12 protein-coding genes are annotated in these 18,842 nt (G+C 66.7%); 5 read left to right on the plus strand and 7 right to left on the minus strand.

Annotated features, from left to right (window positions below):
- Positions 1-2 precede the first annotated feature (2 nt).
- Together AC3A6R_RS19950 and AC3A6R_RS19955 are read right to left on the minus strand one after the other, a co-directional pair.
- The gene (locus AC3A6R_RS19950; RefSeq protein WP_487861814.1) at positions 3-806 is read right to left on the minus strand and encodes an ABC transporter permease; all 804 of its coding nucleotides are present in this window, start codon (positions 804-806) and stop codon (positions 3-5) included.
- Complete coding sequence (locus AC3A6R_RS19955) at positions 803-2,227, minus strand: mannose-1-phosphate guanylyltransferase/mannose-6-phosphate isomerase (protein ID WP_487861813.1); 1,425 nt, start codon at positions 2,225-2,227, stop codon at positions 803-805. Before AC3A6R_RS19955 ends, AC3A6R_RS19950 begins: the two co-directional genes overlap by 4 nt.
- A gap of 88 nt (positions 2,228-2,315) precedes the next feature.
- Here AC3A6R_RS19955 and AC3A6R_RS19960 point away from each other — a divergent pair, with 88 nt between their 5' ends.
- The 3 genes from AC3A6R_RS19960 (at position 2,316) to AC3A6R_RS19970 (ending at position 6,267) form a co-directional block, all read left to right on the plus strand.
- Positions 2,316-4,175 (plus strand): glycosyltransferase family 2 protein, encoded by a 1,860-nt coding sequence (locus tag AC3A6R_RS19960; protein ID WP_487865353.1) that lies wholly within the window; start codon positions 2,316-2,318, stop codon positions 4,173-4,175.
- On the plus strand, positions 4,172-5,176 hold the full coding sequence (locus AC3A6R_RS19965) for a glycosyltransferase family 2 protein (RefSeq protein ID WP_487865354.1): 1,005 nt from the start codon (positions 4,172-4,174) through the stop codon (positions 5,174-5,176). Before AC3A6R_RS19960 ends, AC3A6R_RS19965 begins: the two co-directional genes overlap by 4 nt.
- Before the next feature lie 92 nt (positions 5,177-5,268).
- Complete coding sequence (locus AC3A6R_RS19970) at positions 5,269-6,267, plus strand: glycosyltransferase family 2 protein (protein ID WP_487861896.1); 999 nt, start codon at positions 5,269-5,271, stop codon at positions 6,265-6,267.
- Here the strand turns inward: AC3A6R_RS19970 and AC3A6R_RS19975 are convergent.
- Positions 6,264-8,309 (minus strand): acyltransferase family protein, encoded by a 2,046-nt coding sequence (locus AC3A6R_RS19975; protein WP_487865355.1) that lies wholly within the window; start codon positions 8,307-8,309, stop codon positions 6,264-6,266. The genes AC3A6R_RS19970 and AC3A6R_RS19975 overlap by 4 nt on opposite strands.
- A gap of 85 nt (positions 8,310-8,394) precedes the next feature.
- Entirely contained in the window at positions 8,395-9,150 is a 756-nt protein-coding gene (locus tag AC3A6R_RS19980) for a glycosyltransferase family 2 protein (RefSeq protein ID WP_487861809.1), read from the minus strand.
- Positions 9,151-9,194: 44 nt separating this feature from the next.
- On the opposite strand from AC3A6R_RS19980, the gene AC3A6R_RS19985 reads away from it, so the two are divergent.
- Both AC3A6R_RS19985 and argB read left to right on the plus strand, forming a co-directional pair.
- Positions 9,195-10,292, plus strand: a complete 1,098-nt coding sequence (locus AC3A6R_RS19985; protein WP_487861808.1) for a glycosyltransferase family 4 protein — start codon at positions 9,195-9,197, stop codon at positions 10,290-10,292.
- 101 nt (positions 10,293-10,393) lie between these two features.
- Positions 10,394-11,287 (plus strand): acetylglutamate kinase, encoded by an 894-nt coding sequence (gene argB / locus AC3A6R_RS19990; protein WP_487861807.1) that lies wholly within the window; start codon positions 10,394-10,396, stop codon positions 11,285-11,287.
- A gap of 27 nt (positions 11,288-11,314) precedes the next feature.
- On the opposite strand, the gene AC3A6R_RS19995 is transcribed toward argB, so the two are convergent.
- From AC3A6R_RS19995 to galE, 3 genes are all read right to left on the minus strand, one after another.
- Positions 11,315-15,709, minus strand: coding sequence for a glycosyltransferase (locus AC3A6R_RS19995; protein WP_487865356.1), 4,395 nt, complete (start codon positions 15,707-15,709; stop codon positions 11,315-11,317).
- Positions 15,710-15,776: 67 nt separating this feature from the next.
- Positions 15,777-17,411, minus strand: a complete 1,635-nt coding sequence (locus AC3A6R_RS20000; protein WP_487865357.1) for a glycosyltransferase family 2 protein — start codon at positions 17,409-17,411, stop codon at positions 15,777-15,779.
- Positions 17,412-17,754: 343 nt separating this feature from the next.
- Positions 17,755-18,795 (minus strand): UDP-glucose 4-epimerase GalE, encoded by a 1,041-nt coding sequence (gene galE, locus AC3A6R_RS20005; protein WP_487865358.1) that lies wholly within the window; start codon positions 18,793-18,795, stop codon positions 17,755-17,757.
- Between the last annotated feature and the right edge of the window lie 47 nt (positions 18,796-18,842).

An 18,842-nucleotide genomic window follows, 5' to 3' on the forward strand; every position in this document is an offset into this window, starting at 1 on the left:
GATCAGAGCCAGTAGACAACCCGGCGACGGTATTTGGAGAACAGCGTCATGGAGCCCACGAGGCACACGGCCGTCCATACAAAGATTCCCAACCAGCTGTGAAGTTCAGCCATGCCGCCCATCAGCGGGGTCCGCAGGAGGTCCAGCATCTGCGCGAAAGGATTCCAGAGGATGTACTGAGCACGATCCGGCAGACTTTCCGGCAACCAGAAAACCGGCGTGAGAAACATCAGCATCTGCATCACGCTGGTCACGATCTGAGTGACGTCCCGGTAGCGCGTGCAAATGAGGCCGAGCAGCAATCCCAGCGCGTGCGCATTGATGATCATGATCACGAAGGCGGGCAGCACGAGCAACGCAGACCAGGACAGCGAAATACCGGCCCAGAGAGCGACCGGAATGTAGAGCACGATGTGGTGAGCGAACTGGATGAGGTTGCGCGCGATGCTGCGCCAGACGAAAAGGCTGACCGGAAAGTAACCTTGCTTGAGATAGTTCGCGGAGCCCACGAAGGCATTGCACGCATCCGTCACCATGCTCGAGAAAAAGCCCCAGAAGATGATACCGAGCGCAAGGTGGGGGAAAAACTTGGACAGTTCCGTGCCGAAGAGTGAGCTGTACAGCGGCCCCATGCCGCCGATCATGGCGCCCATGCTCAGCGTCAGCCAGAGCGGCCCCAGCATCGAGCGGCGGTAGCGCAGCACGATGTCGAACCAGGCCAGGGTCCACCAGATATCGGTTCGGCGGGTACCTTCCCACCAGTCGGAGAGAGCGCTGCGATGAAGATTGGATTGAACTTGACTCATGCGCGTCCGTAAGTGTCCGCGAGGCGCACGATGTCGTCCTCGCCAAGATAGGCGCCGCATTGGACTTCGATGAGCACAAGCTCTTCGTCGCCGTTGTTGATGAGGCGGTGCTTCTCTTTCAATGGGATGTAGCGGTACTGGCCGGGAAGCGTCACATGTTCGGTGTCGCCGATCTGCACGATGCCGCGCCCTTGCACGACAACCCAGTGCTCCGCACGGTGATGATGGTACTGCAAGGACAGCGACTCTCCCGGCTTGACGGTGATCCGCTTAACCTTGTAACCCTCTTCTTCCTTCAGCGACGCATACGTGCCCCACGGCCGATGAACCACCGCCGGCAGCTGCACGGACTCGTGGCCACGCGACTTGAGGATGTCGACGGCTCGCTTGACTTCCTGCGCGCTGTTCTTGTGCGCGACCAGCAACGCGTCGGGGGTGTCGACGATCACGAGATCGCGCACGCCCAGCGTGGCGACCAGCTTGGGAATGTGGCTGTCGACCTGCACGTGGGTACCGGTGGTGTCGATGGCCACCACATCGTCCGGCAGGAAGGTGTTGCCGTTCGCGTCCGGCGTGTGGGCCAGGGCCACTGCCGGCCAAGAGCCGACATCGCTCCAGCCGAACTTGGCCGGCACCACGTGGACATTGTCCGCGGGTTCCATGACGGCGTAGTCGATGCTGATGTCCGGCTGCAGGCCGAAGGCGTGCAGATCGAAGTCGATCGTGCGCTCGGCGCTGGAGGTTGAGGATTTCAACGCGTTCCGGGCCGCTGCAAGCAATTCGGGGGCATGTCGCTCGAAAGCCGAGACGATCGCGTCCGCGGTGAAGCAGAACATTCCGCTATTCCAGTAGTACCGGCCCGTGGCGAGGTACTCCTGCGCCGTGGCGAGGTCCGGCTTCTCTACAAAGCGTTTGGCTGGCTGGCTCTCTCGGGAAACCTTCGCCACCTCGACGTAGCCGAAGCCGGTTTCCGGTGCGGTCGGGCTGATGCCGAAAACCACCAGCGCGCCCTGGGTGGCCAGGCGGAATGCCTGGCGGGCGCTGGCGACGAAGGCCTCGACGTCGGGGACGAGGTGATCGGCCGAGAGCACCAGCATCACGGTATCGCCACCGAATTGCTCGATGCATCGCAGTGCTGCCAGCGCGATCGCCGGGCCTGTGTTGCGCCCCTTCGGCTCGAGCAGCAGGGTGGCCTCGGGTGGGTCCGGCATCTGCCGCAGAACGTCCTTCGTGAGAAAGAGATGATCCTTGTTGGTGACGATCATCAAGTCACCGGTGCCGCAGGCCTGCCCTCGCTCGATCGCTTGCTGCAGCAGCGTCGATCCGCCCAACTGCATGAAGGGCTTCGGGAACGTCTGTCGCGACGCCGGCCAGAGCCGGGAGCCCGCTCCCCCTGAGAGCACAACGGAAAGGACGCGCATTTGTTCTTGGTGGGGTGTGAAGAAGCGATAATTTTACCGGCCCCGTCCTGGAGCCCTCGTAACCTTTGGAAGCCGTTGATCGCCCGTCATGCCCAGTAAGCCCGTGCTGCCTTCGGCGCCGTCCCGTCAACGGCGAGGTGAGGCTGCCACGGCGTCGAGCAATGCCCAGCTGCAACGGCAGATCAGCTTGCTGGAGGTGAAGGCCACGGCCCTCGAGGACGAGTTGCAGGCCATGCGGCGGTCGACGAGTTGGCGCCTCACCGCTCCGTTGCGGTGGCTCGGCGGCCTTCGTCGGCGCATGCGGGGGCAGGCGGATGCGCCGCCCGTGCAGCGTGGCACCTACGCCGACTGGATCGCCCGCTACGACACCCCCAACACAGTGCGGATGTCCGCGCAGGTGGCATCGTTGTCGATGCAGCCACGCCTGGCAGTGCTGGTCGGCCACAGCCCGGGCGACACGGCCATGCTGCGCGCCACCTTGGGCTCCCTGGACGCGCAGGTGTATCCCGCGTGGGATTGGCACCTGGTTTCGCCTGCCCCCGTCGGCGAAGAAGCGCAGATGCTTGCCATCTCCTCCTCTCGCTTCAAGCCGGGCGCGCCCGCCGGCAGCGATTGGATCGTCTGGCTCGAGCCCGGTTGTGTGTTGCCGCCGCATGCGTTGTTCTGCCTGGCAAGCGACATCTGCGCGCATCCCGACGTACGCTTGCGCTATGCCGATGCCGACGCCATCGATCTCGGTACCCGGGAGCGAAGCCGACCCGAATTCAAGCCCGACTGGAATACCGACCTGTTCCTCGCGCGCAACCTGCTCTCGCCGATGGGCGCGGTCGACGCAGCCCTGTTCGAGGAGGCCGGCGGCATCACCGACAAGCTCGATGCGGTGCATGCGTTCGACTTGGCGCTGCGTTGCGTCGAGCGCATCGTGCCGGCGCAGATTCGCCACATTCCGCGCATCCTGAGCCATTCGGCCGCGCCTTACGTGCCGCCCGACGTGGCGCCGCTCGCCGCGTTCCTCGCGCGCACCGGCATCGCGGCCGTCGCAGAGCCCACGCCGCACGGCTTGCGCACGCGCTACACGCTGCCCGTGCCGGCGCCGCTCGTTTCGATCATTGTTCCCACGCGCAATGCGGTGGCGCTGGTGCGCCAGTGCGTCGAGAGCATCGTGCTCGAGACGGCTTATCCCAACTACGAGATTTTGCTGGTCGACAACGGCTCGGACGATGCCGAGGCGCTCGCCTACTTCGCCCAACTCGCGAGCCAGCCGGGCTTCACGGTGATCCGCGACGAGCGGCCGTTCAACTATTCGGCGCTCAACAACGCTGCGGTTGCGCATGCGCGCGGGGATCTGGTCGCGCTGCTCAACAACGACATCGAGGTCATATCGCCACACTGGCTGCATGAAATGGCGTCTCTGGCCATGCAGCCCGGGGTGGGGGCGGTAGGCGCAAAGCTGCTCTACCCGGACCTGACGATCCAGCATGGCGGCATCGTGCTGGGCGTTGGCGGCATCGCGGGTCATGCGCACAAGCATTTGCCTTCAACGGTGCCCGGTCACGGCGGCCGGGCGCAGCTCGCGCAGGCTTTCTCCGCGGTCACCGCCGCCTGCATGGTGGTGCGCAAGGCGCTCTATGAGCAGTTGGGCGGCCTTGACGAACGGAATCTCGGCGTCGCTTACAACGACGTCGACTTCTGCCTTCGTCTGCAAGAGGCGGGTTACCGAAACGTCTGGACGCCATATGCAGAACTGCTTCACCACGAGTCTGCAACGCGGGGGCTCGAATCCGCCGCCTCGCAGGAGCGGCTCGCGCGGGAATCGACGTGGATGCGCTCGCGGTGGCCCGCGCTCATTGCCGCCGATCCGGCCTACAACCCCAACCTGTCCCTCGATACGGAGGACTTCGACCTCGCATGGCCTCCACGGAACGATATGCTGCCGACCAGCCCATGACAGTGCCCGCTCCGCTCTCCGTTTCCGTCGCGCTGTGCACCCACAACGGCGCGCGCTTCCTGCGCGAGCAGGTGCGCAGTATCTGCCTTCAGACCCTGCCACCGGTGGAAATCGTGCTGTCCGACGATGCCTCGACCGATGGTTCGGTGGACGTGGTGCGCGCGGCAGTGGCCGAATGCGCCGCCGAACGCCCCGGCCAGCCTGTGGTGCTGCGGATCTTCGAGAACCGACCCGCGCTGCGCGTCGTGAAGAACTTCGAGCAGGCGATCGGTGCTTGCACCGGCGACCTGATCGCACTGAGCGACCAGGACGACGTCTGGGTGCCCGACCGGCTGGCGCAGATGGCCGCCAGCTTCGCGCAGGACGAGCGCCTGGTGCTGCTGCACACCGATGCGCGCCTCGTCGATTCGCAACGCCGCGACCTCGGCCAGACGCTTTTCCATGCGCTCGAGGTCACGCCCTCGGAGATCGAGGGCGTGCACACCGGCCGCGCCTTCGACGTGCTGCTGCGGCGCAACCTCGTGACCGGCGCCACCACCGTCTTTCGCCGTTCGCTGCTGGCCGACGCGCTGCCGCTGCCGGTGGAATGGGTGCACGATGAATGGCTGGGTATCATCGCCTCGGTCACGGGACGCGTCGAGCTGCTCGAGCAGCCGCTCATCGAGTACCGCCAGCACGAATCCAACCAGATCGGTGCGCGCCGCGATACCTTCGCGGAGAAGGTCCGCAAGGCGCTGGGCTCCAGGGGCACTCTTCATGTCGAGCGGGCGGTCAAGGCCGAACTTTTGCTGGCGCGACTGCTGCAGTTCGGTGACCGCATTCCCCCCGAGATCATCGAGAAGGTACGCGGCAAGATCGTGCATCAGCGCTTTCGCGCCGCGCTGCCGGCTTCGCGGCTGGCTCGCTGCGGTCCGATCTTCCGCGAAGCCATGACCGGGCGGTACGACAAGTTCGGCCGCGGCGTGCGTGGCGTGGTGCGCGACCTTTTCGAATCCGTATAGCCGCCATCAAGACCGCGTCAGTCGCAAAAACAATGACTCCCACGAACCCTTCTCCCACTCCAACCGCTAGCGGCCAGGCCACTTTGCCCACTGTGGTGGTGGTCATCCCGTTCTACAACGGCGCCGACTTCATCGAACGCTCGGTCCGAAGCGTCTTCGAGCAATCGGTCCCTGCGAACGAAGTCATCGTCGTCAACGACGGGTCCCGGCCGGAGGAACGCGCGGTGCTGGACGGGCTCGCGTTGCGCTACCCGTTCCGCATCATCGACAAGGAAAACGGTGGCCAGGGCTCGGCCCGGAACGCGGGAGTCCAAGCCTCGACTTCCGACTACATCTGCTTCCTTGATCAAGATGATTTCTACCTGCCCAACCACATCGAGACACTGGCGTCGTCGATCCCGCCTGGCGACCGGCTGTTTGGCTTCGTCTATGCCGACCTTTACGAGGCCGATGCCGACGGGAACGTGATCCGCACGGGCGTGGTCAAGGAGCACGCGACGCATCCGAAGCGCAACATCAATGACTTGCTGCGCCATGACATGTTCGTGCTTCCATCGGCTACGCTGGTGAGTCGCAAGGCCTTCGAGGCGGTGGAGGGGTTCGACCCGCAGTTCATGGGGTTCGAGGACGACGATCTGTTTCTTCGCATCTTCCGCGCCGGCTACAGCAACTATTTCGTCGACAAGGCGGTCACCGTGTGGTGCATCCATACCGCGAGCACGTCCTTCGGCATCCGGATGATCCGCAGCCGCTTCAAGTACTTCAAGAAGCTTGTCGCGATGTTTCCCGACGAGCACCAGCGCGGCCGCTACTACTTCCGCGACTTCCTGATCCCGAGATTCCAGCCGTACTTCGTCAACCATGCGATCGAATCGATCAAGAACGACGACCAGTACCGAGAGGAAATGAGCGCGATCCTCAACGAGTACGGCGCGATGGTGCTGGCCAATCCCTACGTCGGGCGCAAGAAGAAGCTGCGGCTGCGGCTCACGCTGTTCCTGCTTGCGCACTGCCCGCCCGCCGCAGTGCGCCTTGTCGGCGCCGTCACGCGCCTGCCGGTCATTCGCAGCCTGCGGCGCCTGTACGCCTAGCGGGCCGGGGCCGTTGCCGCGGGGCTCGGCTTGGGGGGCGTCGTTATCGCCGGATCGATGTAGGTCGCAAACCGGCGCACATACTCGGCCCGCAGATGGCCCGCGTCCTTGTAGATCGGCGTCGCATCGGCGTCCGCCCGCGTACACCAGTCCTTCTGGCAAAGCGTCGGGATAGGGTCGATCACGGTCACGCCGGCGCGCAGCGCCATCTGGCGCATCCGTTCGTGCAGCGCTTTCTGGGCCGAGACCCATGGCGCAGTGGGCGTCATGCGTCCCACGCGCATGCTGCCGAGCCGGCCGCCCTGGATGAACTCCTCGGGACCGAAGCCTTCGCCGACAGGGTTGTCCAGCACCAGGTACACCTGCTTGTGCTTGGCCAGGTTCGTCATCACCGCCTCGAGCATGTTGAGCGCAAAGTCCGCGCCGCCGCCGCCCATGAAGCGGCGCTTGGTCGTGCCGTCGAAGTAGTAGTAGCGGTCGGCCTCGGCGTTCGCCGCATTCGGCTTTCCGGTTTCCGAGAAATAGCAGTTCCAGCAGCCGCCGAAGACGACCGCGTCGAACCTGTCGCTGATGGCCAGGCGCATGCCGCCGTCGCGACGCTCGGCGCAGAGCTTGTTCTGCTCGTCGATGACGTTCGGGATCGGCGGGCATGCACCCCATGTCATGAACGACAGCGAATCCAGCGTCTCCGGCGCCATCTTGCTGAGCGCCACCGCGCGCGGCCCGTACTGCTCGATGTGGCTGTCGCCGAACAGCAGCACGCGGCGCTTGCCGCTGCCGATCTGCTGCAGCACCTCGCCGTCGACCTTGATCGGGCTGAGGCCGTCCGGATAGGCCCAGTCCTTCGCCGCCGCCGCGGTCTTGTTGAAGTAGGGGTCACTGTGCCGTCCGACGTAGTAGCGCGTGGTGGCAAGCAGGCCAAGCACCACGAAGCCCGCCATCGCGGCGACCAGGGCGGCGGTCACCACCGGGTTCTCGGTCTTGCGGGTGTGGCGCTCGACGAAGCGGTAGGTCAGCCAGGCCAGCACGAAGGACGCCACCAGCATGAGCGCGCGGATGCCGTCGGACGGCAGCTTGCCTTCGAGAATGCGCGCGTAGGCCAAGAGTGGCCAATGCCACAGGTAGAGCGGATAGCTGATGAGGCCGATCCACACCATCGGCCTGGAGGCGAGCACGTAGCGGTTGATCACCCCCGTCGGCCCGGCCGCGATGCAATAGAAGGCGCCCAGCGTCGGCAGGATCGCCCAGAAGCCTGGAAACGCCTTGCCGCCGCGGATGTAGACGAGCCCCAGCACGATCAGCACCACGCCGGCGATCGACTGCGCATGCCGGCCCCAGCCCGGTTTCGGCGGTGGCCGGTGCAGGCGCATGTAGGCGAGCATGCCGCCGATCATCAGTTCCCAGAAGCGCGACAGCGGCGAATAGAACGCGGCCGTGCGGTGGCTGTGGATGGTCGTGACGTTCAGCAGGAACGACGCCGCCGCCACCGCGCCCACGACCCAGAGCACGCGCCATTTGCGCTTCCAGGCCAGGCCCAGCAGCACGGGCCAGAAGATGTAGAACTGCTCCTCGATCGCGAGCGACCACAGGTGCAAGAGCGGCTTGGTCTCGGCCGCGTTGTCGAAGTAGCCGGCCTCGCTCCAGAACGCGAAGTTCGACACGAAGCCCGCGCCCGCGGCCACGTGCTTGCCGAGCTGCTCCCACTCGTGCGGCAGCAGCGAATACCAGCCGAAGGCGAAGCTGGCCGCCAGCACCAGCACCAGCGCCGGGAAGATGCGCTTCACGCGCCGGGCATAGAACTCGCGGTAGCTGAAGCCCTCGCCCTCGAAGCTGCCCAGGATGATCGTCGTGATCAGGAAGCCCGAGATGACGAAGAAGATGTCGACGCCGATGAAGCCGCCCTTGATCCACTGCGGGAACGCGTGGTAGCCGAGCACCGAGAGCACTGCTACGGCGCGCAGGCCGTCGATGTCGGGCCGGTATTTGGGATGCAGCAGGTGCGGTTGCGCCTGCGGGAAAGTCGGGCTGCTCGTGGTCGTCATCGTCGGTCGGTGGGAGGGAGAAGCGCCACGGATCGGGGCTTTCCTGCCCCGGATTGTCTTCGCAAACGCGAGATGTGTTTTTTTGTCAGCCCTGGCGCGGCCGGGCGCGCAGGTAGCGCCAGAACGCCGCCGAGGTCCAGACCTTGAGCAGGCTGGTCACGTGCCAGTAGAGGTGCTTCCTGCTGCGGCGGCTCGCGCGCTGCGCTTCGTGGCGCGCGAGCAGGTCTTCGCCGACCTGCAACCGCCAGCCGGCCAGCTGGGTGCGTGCGCAGATGTCGAAATCTTCCCCGTACATGAAGAAGCGCTCGTCGAAACCGCCGATCTGCCGGTAGGCGTCGCTGCGGAACAGCATGAACAGGCCCGGAATCCACGCCGGCACCGCCGGTCGCACGTAGCCCGGGCGGCGCCGCGTGAGGATCTCGCGCGGTGTGATGATCGCGCGGTGCTGCTCGGGGGCGTCGTTGCCGGGCTCGAGGATGCGCGGCGTCAGGAGGCCGGCGTCGGGCGCGGCCTGCGCGAGCAGCGGAGCGAGCACGTCGGCGTCGAAGCGGATGTCGGGGTTGAGCACCAGGAACCAGGGCGTTCGGCAGCGTTCGAAGGCCTGGTTGTGGTTGGCGCCGAAGCCCAGCCGTTGCGCATTCTCGATGCGCTCGAGCGGAAATCCCCAGTCCAGCCCCGCGAGCAGGTCGGGCTCGGGGATGTTGAGCGTGAGCACCACCTTGGCAATCGAGCCCTGGCTGAAGCGGTCGAGCTGGTCGAGCAGCGGACGCACCAGCGCGAGCTGGCCGTGGCTGACGATCGAAATGGTGATCGGGGGGGAGGGGGAGGAGGGCGCTGGCATGGTCTAATTTCGCTCGGGAATTCTAGGGTTCCCTCCACACCCCCATGATTGCCCTGATCGTCATCAGTTTCTTCGTCTCCGCCATCGCGGTCCAGCTGTTCATGCGCCGCGCGCGCCGGCATGCGCGGCTGTATGGCGCCGACATGCCCCAGCGCTTCCACAAGGGCCATGTCCCGCGGCTCGGTGGCGCGGGCATCTTGTTCGGCATGGGCGTGGCATGGCTGGCCGCAGGCATCACCGGAACCGATCCGTTCAACGTCGCCTGGCCCGTCAAGGTCTCGATGCTGACGCTGCTGTGCATCCTGCCCGCGGTCATCGGCGGCATCGTCGAGGACGTCACGCAGAACGTGAAGGTGCGCTACCGGCTCGCGCTCACCATTGGGTCCGCGCTGCTGGCCTGCTGGGTGCTGGGTCTGGGCCTGGCGCGCACCGGCATCGAGGCCGTCGACCAGGGGCTTGCACTGGTGCCGTACGGTGCGGTGCTGTTCGCGGCGCTGGCCATCGGCGGGCTGCCGCATGCCTTCAACATCATCGACGGCTACAACGGGCTCGCCGGCACCGTGGCGGTGCTGGTGTGCCTGGCCATCTCGCACGTGGCGCTGCAGGTGGGGGACAGGCAGCTCGCGGCCATGGTGATCTGCCTCGTCGGCGCGACCTTCGGCTTCCTGATCTGGAACTATCCGCGCGGCAAGATATTCGCCGGCGACGGCGGCGCCTACGTCTGGGGCATGGTGATCGCCGTGGCCTGCGTGACGCTGGTGCAGCGCCACCCCGTCGTCTCGCCATGGTTCCCGATGCTGCTGCTCATCTATCCGGTGTGGGAGACGCTGTTCTCGATCTACCGCAAGCTCGCGCGCGGCCAGTCGCCCGGCACCGCCGATGCGCTGCATTTCCATCAGCTGATTTTCCGCCGCATCGTGCGCGTGGCTTTCGCCGACGACGAGGCCCGGCAGCTGCTCGCCCGCAACAACCGAACCTCACCGTACCTGTGGATGTTCGCCGCGCTCTCGGTGGTGCCGGCGGTGCTGTTCTGGAACAACACGGTCGTGCTGATGGCGTTCTGCCTGCTGTTCGTCACCACCTACGTGGGTGCGTACCTCATGATCGTGCGATTCAAGGTGCCGCGCTGGCTCAGGCCGTGAGCGAAGCGGCCGCGGCCAGCGGCGCGCCGGTTTGCGCGAGAATTTGAAACCTCTTCGTCTTCCTCTTCTTCATCGACCCCCGTTTTGGAGCCTGCCCGCCCATGACCGATCCCGTCCTCAACATCCCCCCGCGCGACAAGGCGGAGATCCTGGCGCAGGCGCTGCCGTACATCCGCAAGTTCCACGGCAAGACCATCGTCATCAAGTACGGCGGCAACGCCATGACCGACCCCGCGCTGCAGGCCGATTTCGCCGAGGACGTGGTGCTGCTGAAGCTGGTGGGCATGAACCCGGTGGTGGTGCATGGCGGTGGGCCGCAGATCGAGGCGGCGCTCAACCGCCTGGGCAAGAAGGGCAGCTTCATCCAGGGCATGCGCGTGACCGATGCCGAGACCATGGAAGTGGTCGAGTGGGTGCTGGCCGGCGAGGTGCAGCAGGACATCGTGGGCCTGATCAACCAGGCCGGCGGCAAGGCCGTGGGCCTCACCGGGCGCGACGGCGGCATGATCCGCGCGCAGAAGCTCAAGATGGCCGACCGCACCGATCCCAACCTGCAGCATGACGTGGGCCAGGTCGGCGACATCGTCGCGATCGACCCCAGCGTGGTCAAGGCGCTGCAGGACGATGCTTTCATTCCGGTCGTGAGCCCGATCGGTTTCGGCGAAGAGAACGAGAGCTACAACATCAACGCCGACGTCGTCGCCGGCAAGCTCGCCATCGTGCTCAAGGCCGAGAAGCTCATGCTGCTGACCAACACGCCCGGCGTGCTCGACAAGAATGGCAAGCTGCTCACCAACCTGAGCGCGCGCGAGATCGACGAGCTGTTTGCCGACGGCACCATCTCGGGCGGCATGCTGCCCAAGATCGAAGGCGCGCTCGATGCCGCCAAGAGCGGCGTGAACGCGGTGCATATCATCGACGGCCGCGTGCCGCACGCGATGCTGCTCGAGATCCTGACCGACCAAGCCTACGGCACGATGATCCGCGCACGCTGATCCGCGTGCGCGCCCGCTGCCGGCTGTTCAGGCCCCGGCAGCAGCGGCGGGCTTGCGGCCCAAGAACTCGAAGCCTGCGGCGCCCACCTCCTGGGCCGACTGCGGCAGCTTCTCGAAGTCGGTCCAGAGCGGCGTCTCGCGCCGCGACGGGTCGCGCCACAGGTCCACCAGCTCGCCCGCGGGGGCGCTGCGGAAGCGCTCGGCGGCTTCGTCGGACAGGTTGGCGCGCAGCGCCTGCTCGCATTCCGAGGCCAGCCAGCTGATCGAATGGTTGGGGCAGAAATTCTCCGACACCTTGATCCGTTCGGCCTCGAACGCCTGGAACCACTGCGCCAGTCCATAGCGGGTGCAGTTGAAGAAGTGCCACGGTCTTTCGTGCAGCGGCTGCATGAACGCGGTGCGAACCAGCACTTGGCCGCCCGGCTTCAGCACGCGCAGGAGTTCCGCGGCCACCTTCTGCGGCTCGCGGTAGTGCTCGAAGGCGTTCATGACGATGGCAGCGTCGAAGACCTCGTCGTCGAACGGCAGCGCATGGGCGTCTGCCACCACGTCCGTGTGCCTGAACAGGCTGTATTCGACCTCGACCACGTTGCCGAGCTTGTTCTGCGAACCTCCGCCGCTCAGGTTCAGGACCCAGCCCCGGGTGTTTTTTGCCAGCGCCAAGGCCTCGCTTGGCAACGCGTTGCTGACATGGTCCGCAGGCTTCACCTCGGGCTCGCCGATCTCTTCGCACAGAACCGGACGCCCCTCGACGATGGGCCAGGTCCTCCAGCCGTCCACGGTCACCAGTGCGCCTTGTCCGGCGTCGAGGGCCAGCTTGAGCCCCGTCTTGGGACAGCGAAGGATCGGCAACAGCGTTTGAAGCCGCGTCTTCGCGGCGTCGTCGCTCAGCGCCACCTGCAGCGCCGGTGGTTTGCGCGCAAGCCGCTCGTCGATCAGCGACACCCAGGGATGCTCGGCCTTGAAGTTCTCGATCAGCCGCTGGTAGTTCTGCGGGACCGTCGTCTCGGCCCGGAGCATCGAGCCCGCATGCACGCGGTAGTCCGCGAGCGTCTGCGGCTCCCAGAACCCACGCTGGCCCTGCTCTGCGAGCCGACACCAGAAGTCGTAGTCCTCCCACCCGTGGCGAACGTGGTTGTAGCCACCGACGATCGCCCACGCTTCCTTCGAGACGAGCGCCATCGCATCGACATAGTTGCCGGCCACGAAGCGCTGCGGTTCGTAGCTGGCGTCGCCGAGCAACGCGCTGGAGGCGCCGAAATGCTGGATCGTCGGATAGACGAACGCGACCCGCTCGGCGCGGATGGCGCGGCGCAGTTCCTCGCAGCATTTGGGCCGCAGCCGGTTGTCCGCGTCCAGCGGCAGCACATAGGGGCTGTCCGCCAGTTGAAAACCCGCATTGCGCGTCAGCCCCAGGCCGCTGTTCGAGGCATGCCGGGCGACCACCACGCGGTTGAAGCGCGCAGCGTGCTGCCGGACCCATGCCAGCGCGATTTGCAGCGAATCGTCGGTCGAACAGTCGTCCACCACCACCAGGTCCAGCACGGCCAGCGTCTGGGCCCGGACGGACTCCAGCGCCTCGACGATGAACTGCGCGTAGTTGTAGAGCGGAATGACGACTGAGACCTCGGAAGTCTCGATCTCGTCGGCCCTGTGCTCGAACACCACGTCGAGCGGCATCAGCACGGGCCGGCGAACTGGCGTGGAGCGAATGTGCGCATCGAGCGCGAAGGCCCGCGCGGCCAGCGCATCGCCCTGCAGCTGGTCGAGCACGCGGCCGAACTGTGCGGCGCGCTGCAGCGGTCCGTACGAGGCCATGGCCCGCAGGAAGGCCGCCGAGCTCACCTTGGCGCGCAGCGCTTCGTCTGAAACCAGGGTCGAGAGGCAGTGGTACCAATCGTCGGCGGTGGCAGCCAGGAAGCCCGTCGCGCCGTGTTCGATCGCTCGCCTGAAGGGCCCGGTCGGCGATGCGATGGTCGGAACATCGACCAGCGCCGCCTCGAAGAATTTCAGTTCGCTCTTGGCTTCGCAGAACGGGTTGCCGAACTCCAGCGGCGCGATGTTGATGTCGAAGCGCGCGATCTCGCACGGCAGCGTTTCCAGCGTCTGGAAAGGTCGCCATTCGATGCGGTGCTCGAGGCCCACCATCGCGGGGTATTCCTCCACGTCGACCAGGCGCATGCCCGAAGCGGTCTGGAAGAGCACCAGGCGGCACCGTTCGTTCTCCCGCAGCACGCGTGCAATGGCCTCGATGGCCAGCCCCAGGTCGCGCTGGTGCGTTCGCGATCCGCCGGCATAGCCGATCCGCACTAGATCGTCGATCCGTGCGCTGCGCCACTGCCGTGCGCTGCGCCGGGACAGCGCCAGGGTCTGGTCATCGAAACCGTTGGCCAGCACATGGGTGGTCTTGCCGGCCCAGCGCATGTGGTAAGCCAATTCCTGGGTGCTCGCCGTGCACACGTCGGCCGCGAGCATGGCCCGGCGCACGCTTGCAAAAAGCTCGCGCACCGCGGCTTCCGGATGGGCGTTCGACCGGATGCCGTCGATTACCTTGGTGTCGGCCAGGTCCGGTTCGATCATCAGGTCGTCGATGTCGAACACCACCTTCTTGCCTTGGGCGTGCATCAGCTCGACGGCTTTCTCGAGGGCGGGGCTCCACGGGGTGCGCCAGAGGATCATCACGTCGTGCCGCGAGGTCAGCTCGAGCCGCGACGCGAGCTCATCCTGCCGGACCCACTCGGCCGGGACCCCGTTCATGCGTGCCGCATCGACATGCCGCGCGACGCGGTACAGGTGCCCGGGCGTGTCCGCCTCACCCGACACATAGAAGATCGAGAACACCCGGCTGGGCAGCGGCGCACGCGCCGGCTCGGCTTCTTCGACGCCGAGCAGACCGGCACGCCGCCCCTCCTTTGCACCGACCAGCGTGTAGTGGAGCAGCGGATTGAAACCTGCGGCGTCCGGGTAACGGGCCGCGTATTCAGTGCCCGAGAACCACGGGCCGGGGTTGCGCCCTTCGGCCGCGCCGTGGGTCGCGTAGTGCTCCGCGGGGTCGGTGCCGGCCGATGCGACATCGGGGTAGGTCTGCAGGTACCAGTCGCGGTCGAAGTAGGGCGAGAACCGGATGATTTCCACCGCGCCGAGATCGACGGGTCGGCCCGAAAGCCGGCGGGCCAGCAACCGCAGGCGCCTGCGCATCTTGGCCTTCACGCTCAGTGCGGGGTCGCCCCGCAGGCGTGCGAAATGCCTCGTCAGCGATTCGATCCGGTCTTCCTTCAGGTCGGCGAGGTGCTTCCAGGCCAGGGCGGTGCGCTGCTGCAGGCTCTTTGCTTCGCTGCTTTCCTTCAGCTCGCTCGCCAATTGCGCCACGAGGTTCCGCAACTCGGCCACGCGCCGGTTCGCCTGCTCGTGCGCGAAGCCCGTCGCGCGGGCGGCGGCTTCCGCCTGGGCGGCCTTCGCCTCCGCGTCGCTGGCCTGCCTGTTCAGGGCCTCCAGCCGCGCGGCCTTGTCTGCGACTTCCTGGGACAGGGCGTCCAGCTGGCCTTCGGCGCTGGCGCGGGCTTCGGCCTCGGCGAGACGGGCAGCCGCCACCTGGGCCAACTCCGCTTCGATCGGCGCGCGCTGGGCATTGGCCTCATGCAGGCGCTGATGCAGTTCGGCCGAACCGAGCTGCTCGCGGGTGGCGACGAACCAGCGCGTCCCGAGGTGCGAGAAGCGGGTTCGGGCAGCGTCCGCGCGTTCGCGGTCGAGGTTGCACAGCGCCATGGCCGCGGCCGGTGCGCGATCGCCGACCGCGAGCACGCCGAGCCCGTGGCCGTGCAGGAACTCGAAGGAGGGATAGTGCCGCGCCTGTTCGGCAAAGAAGCGGAAGACGCCGAAATTGCCGCTGCGCACATTGGTGTCGTGGAACAGCACGACGGCCTTGTCCGACAGCTTGGGAAGCCAGGTCTCGAAGTCGTGCCTGACCGCCTCGTAGGTATGGAAGCCGTCGATGTGCAGCAGGTCGACGGAGCCATCGGCGAAGTACGGCAGCGCATCATCGAAGGTGGACTTGAGCAGCTCGGAGAAGGCGCTGAAATGCTTGTCGTGAAAGTCGCGAAGCTCGTGGTAGACCTGCGCATCGAAGTGCCCGGCATGTGCGTCGCCGGCCCAGGTGTCCACGGCGTAGCAGCGCGTGGCCGACTTGAGCCGGGCCACGGCCTCGCAGAATGCCGCATACGACACCCCGTTGTGCGTGCCCAGTTCCACCAGCAGGCCCGGCTTGCATGCGGCCACGATCCAGAACGCGAACGGCGTGTGGGTCCACCAGGCGCTCGCCTTGCCGAGCAGGTGGGGTGTCCAGAAGAGCGGGTCGAGCACCGGATGGGTCAGCACGTCGAGCGACTTGTCGACCGTGGGAAGGATGAGGGTGGGTTCTTTCATTTTTCTGCCGGACGCATCCGGACCTCCGCGAGAGAATCAATCGATGAAGCCGCTGCGCGCCGCTACGTCAGCGCGCGAGCTGCCACGGCTGGCCGACACTGGTGGCGAGGTGCGCACCCGTGAGCCAGTCGAGCTGGACGTTCGGGTTGTGATACGGGTCGTGCTCGAAGCGATCGATCCATTTGGTGCCGGCGTGCGCCTGCTCGGATCGCGCCCGGCGCTGCCTTTCCTCGGACACGTGGTCATGCCCGCGCGAGGCGCTTTCCAGGTGCAGCAGCGAGGCAAACGGCGTGCAGATGTTGCGGTAGCCCGCGTCGCTCACCTTCAGGCACAGGTCGATGTCGTTGTAGGCGACCGGCAGGTGCTCGCTGTCGAATCCGCCCACCTGCTCGAACACCGTTCGACGCACCGCCAGGCAGGCCCCGGTGACCGCCAGGTAGTTGCGCGTGCCCGCGAGCCGCCCTTCCATGCCGGTCTCGGTGGCGCCGTCGGTACGGCAGACGTGCATCGCCAGCGGGCCGCGCTGCAGGATGACGCCGGCGTGCTGCACCGTGCCGTCGCCATAGAGGAGCTTCGCGCCCACGCAGCCGATGTCCGGGCGCATGACCTCGCCAACCATCTCCCTGAGCCATCCACCCTCCAGTATCTCGATGTCGTTGTTCAGGAAGAGCAGCACCTCGCCCGTCGCGTCTTGCACGCCCGCGTTGTTGATCGACGAGAAATTGAACGGGCCGGGCACGCGAAGCACGCGCACACGCGGGTCGGCGCGGAGTTCGGCGAAGAGCGCAAAGGTCGCCGGCTCGACGCTGTCGTTGTCCAGGATGATGACTTCGAAATCGGGATAGTCGGTCTTGCCCAACAGGCCGTCCATGCAGGCTCTCACCAGAGAGGCGCGGTCGCGTGTCGGGACCAGGACGCTCACGCGCGGGGCGGGCTCCGGCAAGGGGCGGCGCACATGGTTGACGAATTGCGCGATCGGCGAGGGCAGCACCTCGACCGCCACGCCGGCCTGCGCGAACGCTGCCTGCGCCGCCACCTGCCGGGCCGCGGCGGCATAGGCCTCGACGGCGCGATGGGCTTCGGCCGCATCGGCCACCGGCGGCACGCGCCGGTGATACAGCACCGACGGAATGTGGCGGACCTGGCTGCAGTGCAGCGGGAGGGCCACACGGCAATGGAGGTCGTAGCGGGCGGCCGGTTCGAATTCGGCGCGAAACCCACCGGCCTCGAGGATGTGGGCGCGCTTCATCACGCACAGCCCGTCCAGCAGATCGAAACCGAGCTGGGCCTCGGGATCCCAGGCCGACTTGAAGCGCGGCTTGCATCGCGCTCCGTCATGGCCGCTCCAGTCCTCGTCCGCATAGACGACGGCGGCATCGGGCCATTTCGCGAGCGTGAGCTGCAGCGACGACACCGCGTGCGGGGCGAGCTGGTCGCCGGCGGCGATCACCCCGAACCAGGTCTGGACCGCATCCGCGAGTGCGCGCTGCTGCAACGCCAGGGCGCTTGGCGGCTCGCTCGCAGCGACGATGCGGACAGGGACCGCATCGCGAACGAACGACAGCGCGCGGGCGACTGCGGCGCTGCGCGACGCCGCGCACGCTACCACCACGTCGAACTGGCGACAGGCCTGCGCGGCAAGCGAAGCCATCGTCTCGCGCAGCGCCTCGTCGCTGCCACTGTCGGCGATGGCGAAGGTCATGCCGTCCCCGTACGCAAGCCTTTCCAGGTCTGCGCGCAGCGCTGGCTGTTCGGTCTCGTGGCGGGATGCCTCTGCATCAGTCCATGCGCGGTAGGCGGCGTCGGTGAACGGTGAGAACCGGCACGCCGCGGCCCAATGGGCGTATCGCGCTTGATCGATCGGCAAGATTCCCCCTAACGCTGCAAGAGATGGCAAGACAGGGGCCCCGGCGTGCGCACCCCCTTAATGCAGGATAGCGACGCGGAGGAGGCGGAAGCGTAACAAGCCATGCAACAGTCGTTGCGCAGCGGTTCCATTCGTTACTTGAACGGGGGAGTTTGCCGGCCCCCGTGCGGCCGGACGCTCAGCCGGGCGCGGACGGCGAGTCGTACCCGTTCGGATTGCCCTGCTGCCAGCGCCAACTGTCGGCGCACATCTGGTCGAGCCCGCGCTGCGCGCGCCAGCCCAGCGTGGCCTCCGCGCGCGACGGATCGCCCCAGTAGGCGGGCACGTCGCCAGGCCGGCGCGGCCCGATCTCGTGGGCCAGTGCGCGACCGCTCGCGCGCTCGAAGGCGTGCACCACCTCCAGCACCGAGGCACCGCGGCCGGTGCCGAGGTTCAGCGTGACCAGGCCGGCACCGCGTTCGGCGTGCCGCAGCGCCGCGACATGGCCTTCGGCGAGGTCCATCACATGCACATAGTCGCGCACCCCGGTGCCATCGGGCGTCGGATAGTCGTTGCCGTGGATCACCAGCTGGTCGCGCCGCCCCACCGCCACCTGGCACACGAAGGGCATCAGGTTGTTCGGCTTTCCTTGCGGATGCTCGCCGATCAGGCCGCTCTCGTGTGCGCCCACGGGATTGAAGTAGCGCAGCAGCGCAATGCGCCAATCGGGCTCCGCCTGATGCAGGTCGATCAGCGCCTCTTCCACCATGCGCTTCGAGCGTCCGTAGGGATTGGCGGGCCTGCAGGCAGCGTCCTCGGGGATCGGCGATTGGTCGGGCTCGCCGTAAACGGTGGCGGACGACGAGAAGACCAAGGTCCGCACGCCGGCCTGCCGCATCGCCGCGGCGAGCACGAGGCTGCCGTGCACGTTGTTGTCGTAGTAGGTGAGCGGGTCGGCGACCGAGTCGCCCACCGCCTTGAGCCCGGCAAAGTGAATCACGGCCGAGAAGTCCCTCCCGGCCAGTACCCGGTCGAGCAGCGCGCGGTCGCGCACGTCGCCCTCGATCAGCTCCGGCCGCGTGCCCGTGATGCGCTGCAGCCGGTCGAGCACGCGGATGTCGCTGTTGCCCAGGTTGTCGAGGATCACCGGCACGTACCCCGCCGCAGCGAGCGCCACGCAGGTGTGGCTGCCGATGAAACCCGCGCCGCCGGTGACCAGAACGTGGTGGGTGGAAGCCATGAGAACCTTTTACGGAATATGGATGGCGCCGATTCTCTACGAGCTTT

The sequence above is a fragment of the Variovorax sp. Soil_C_19 genome, assembly GCF_057657255.1.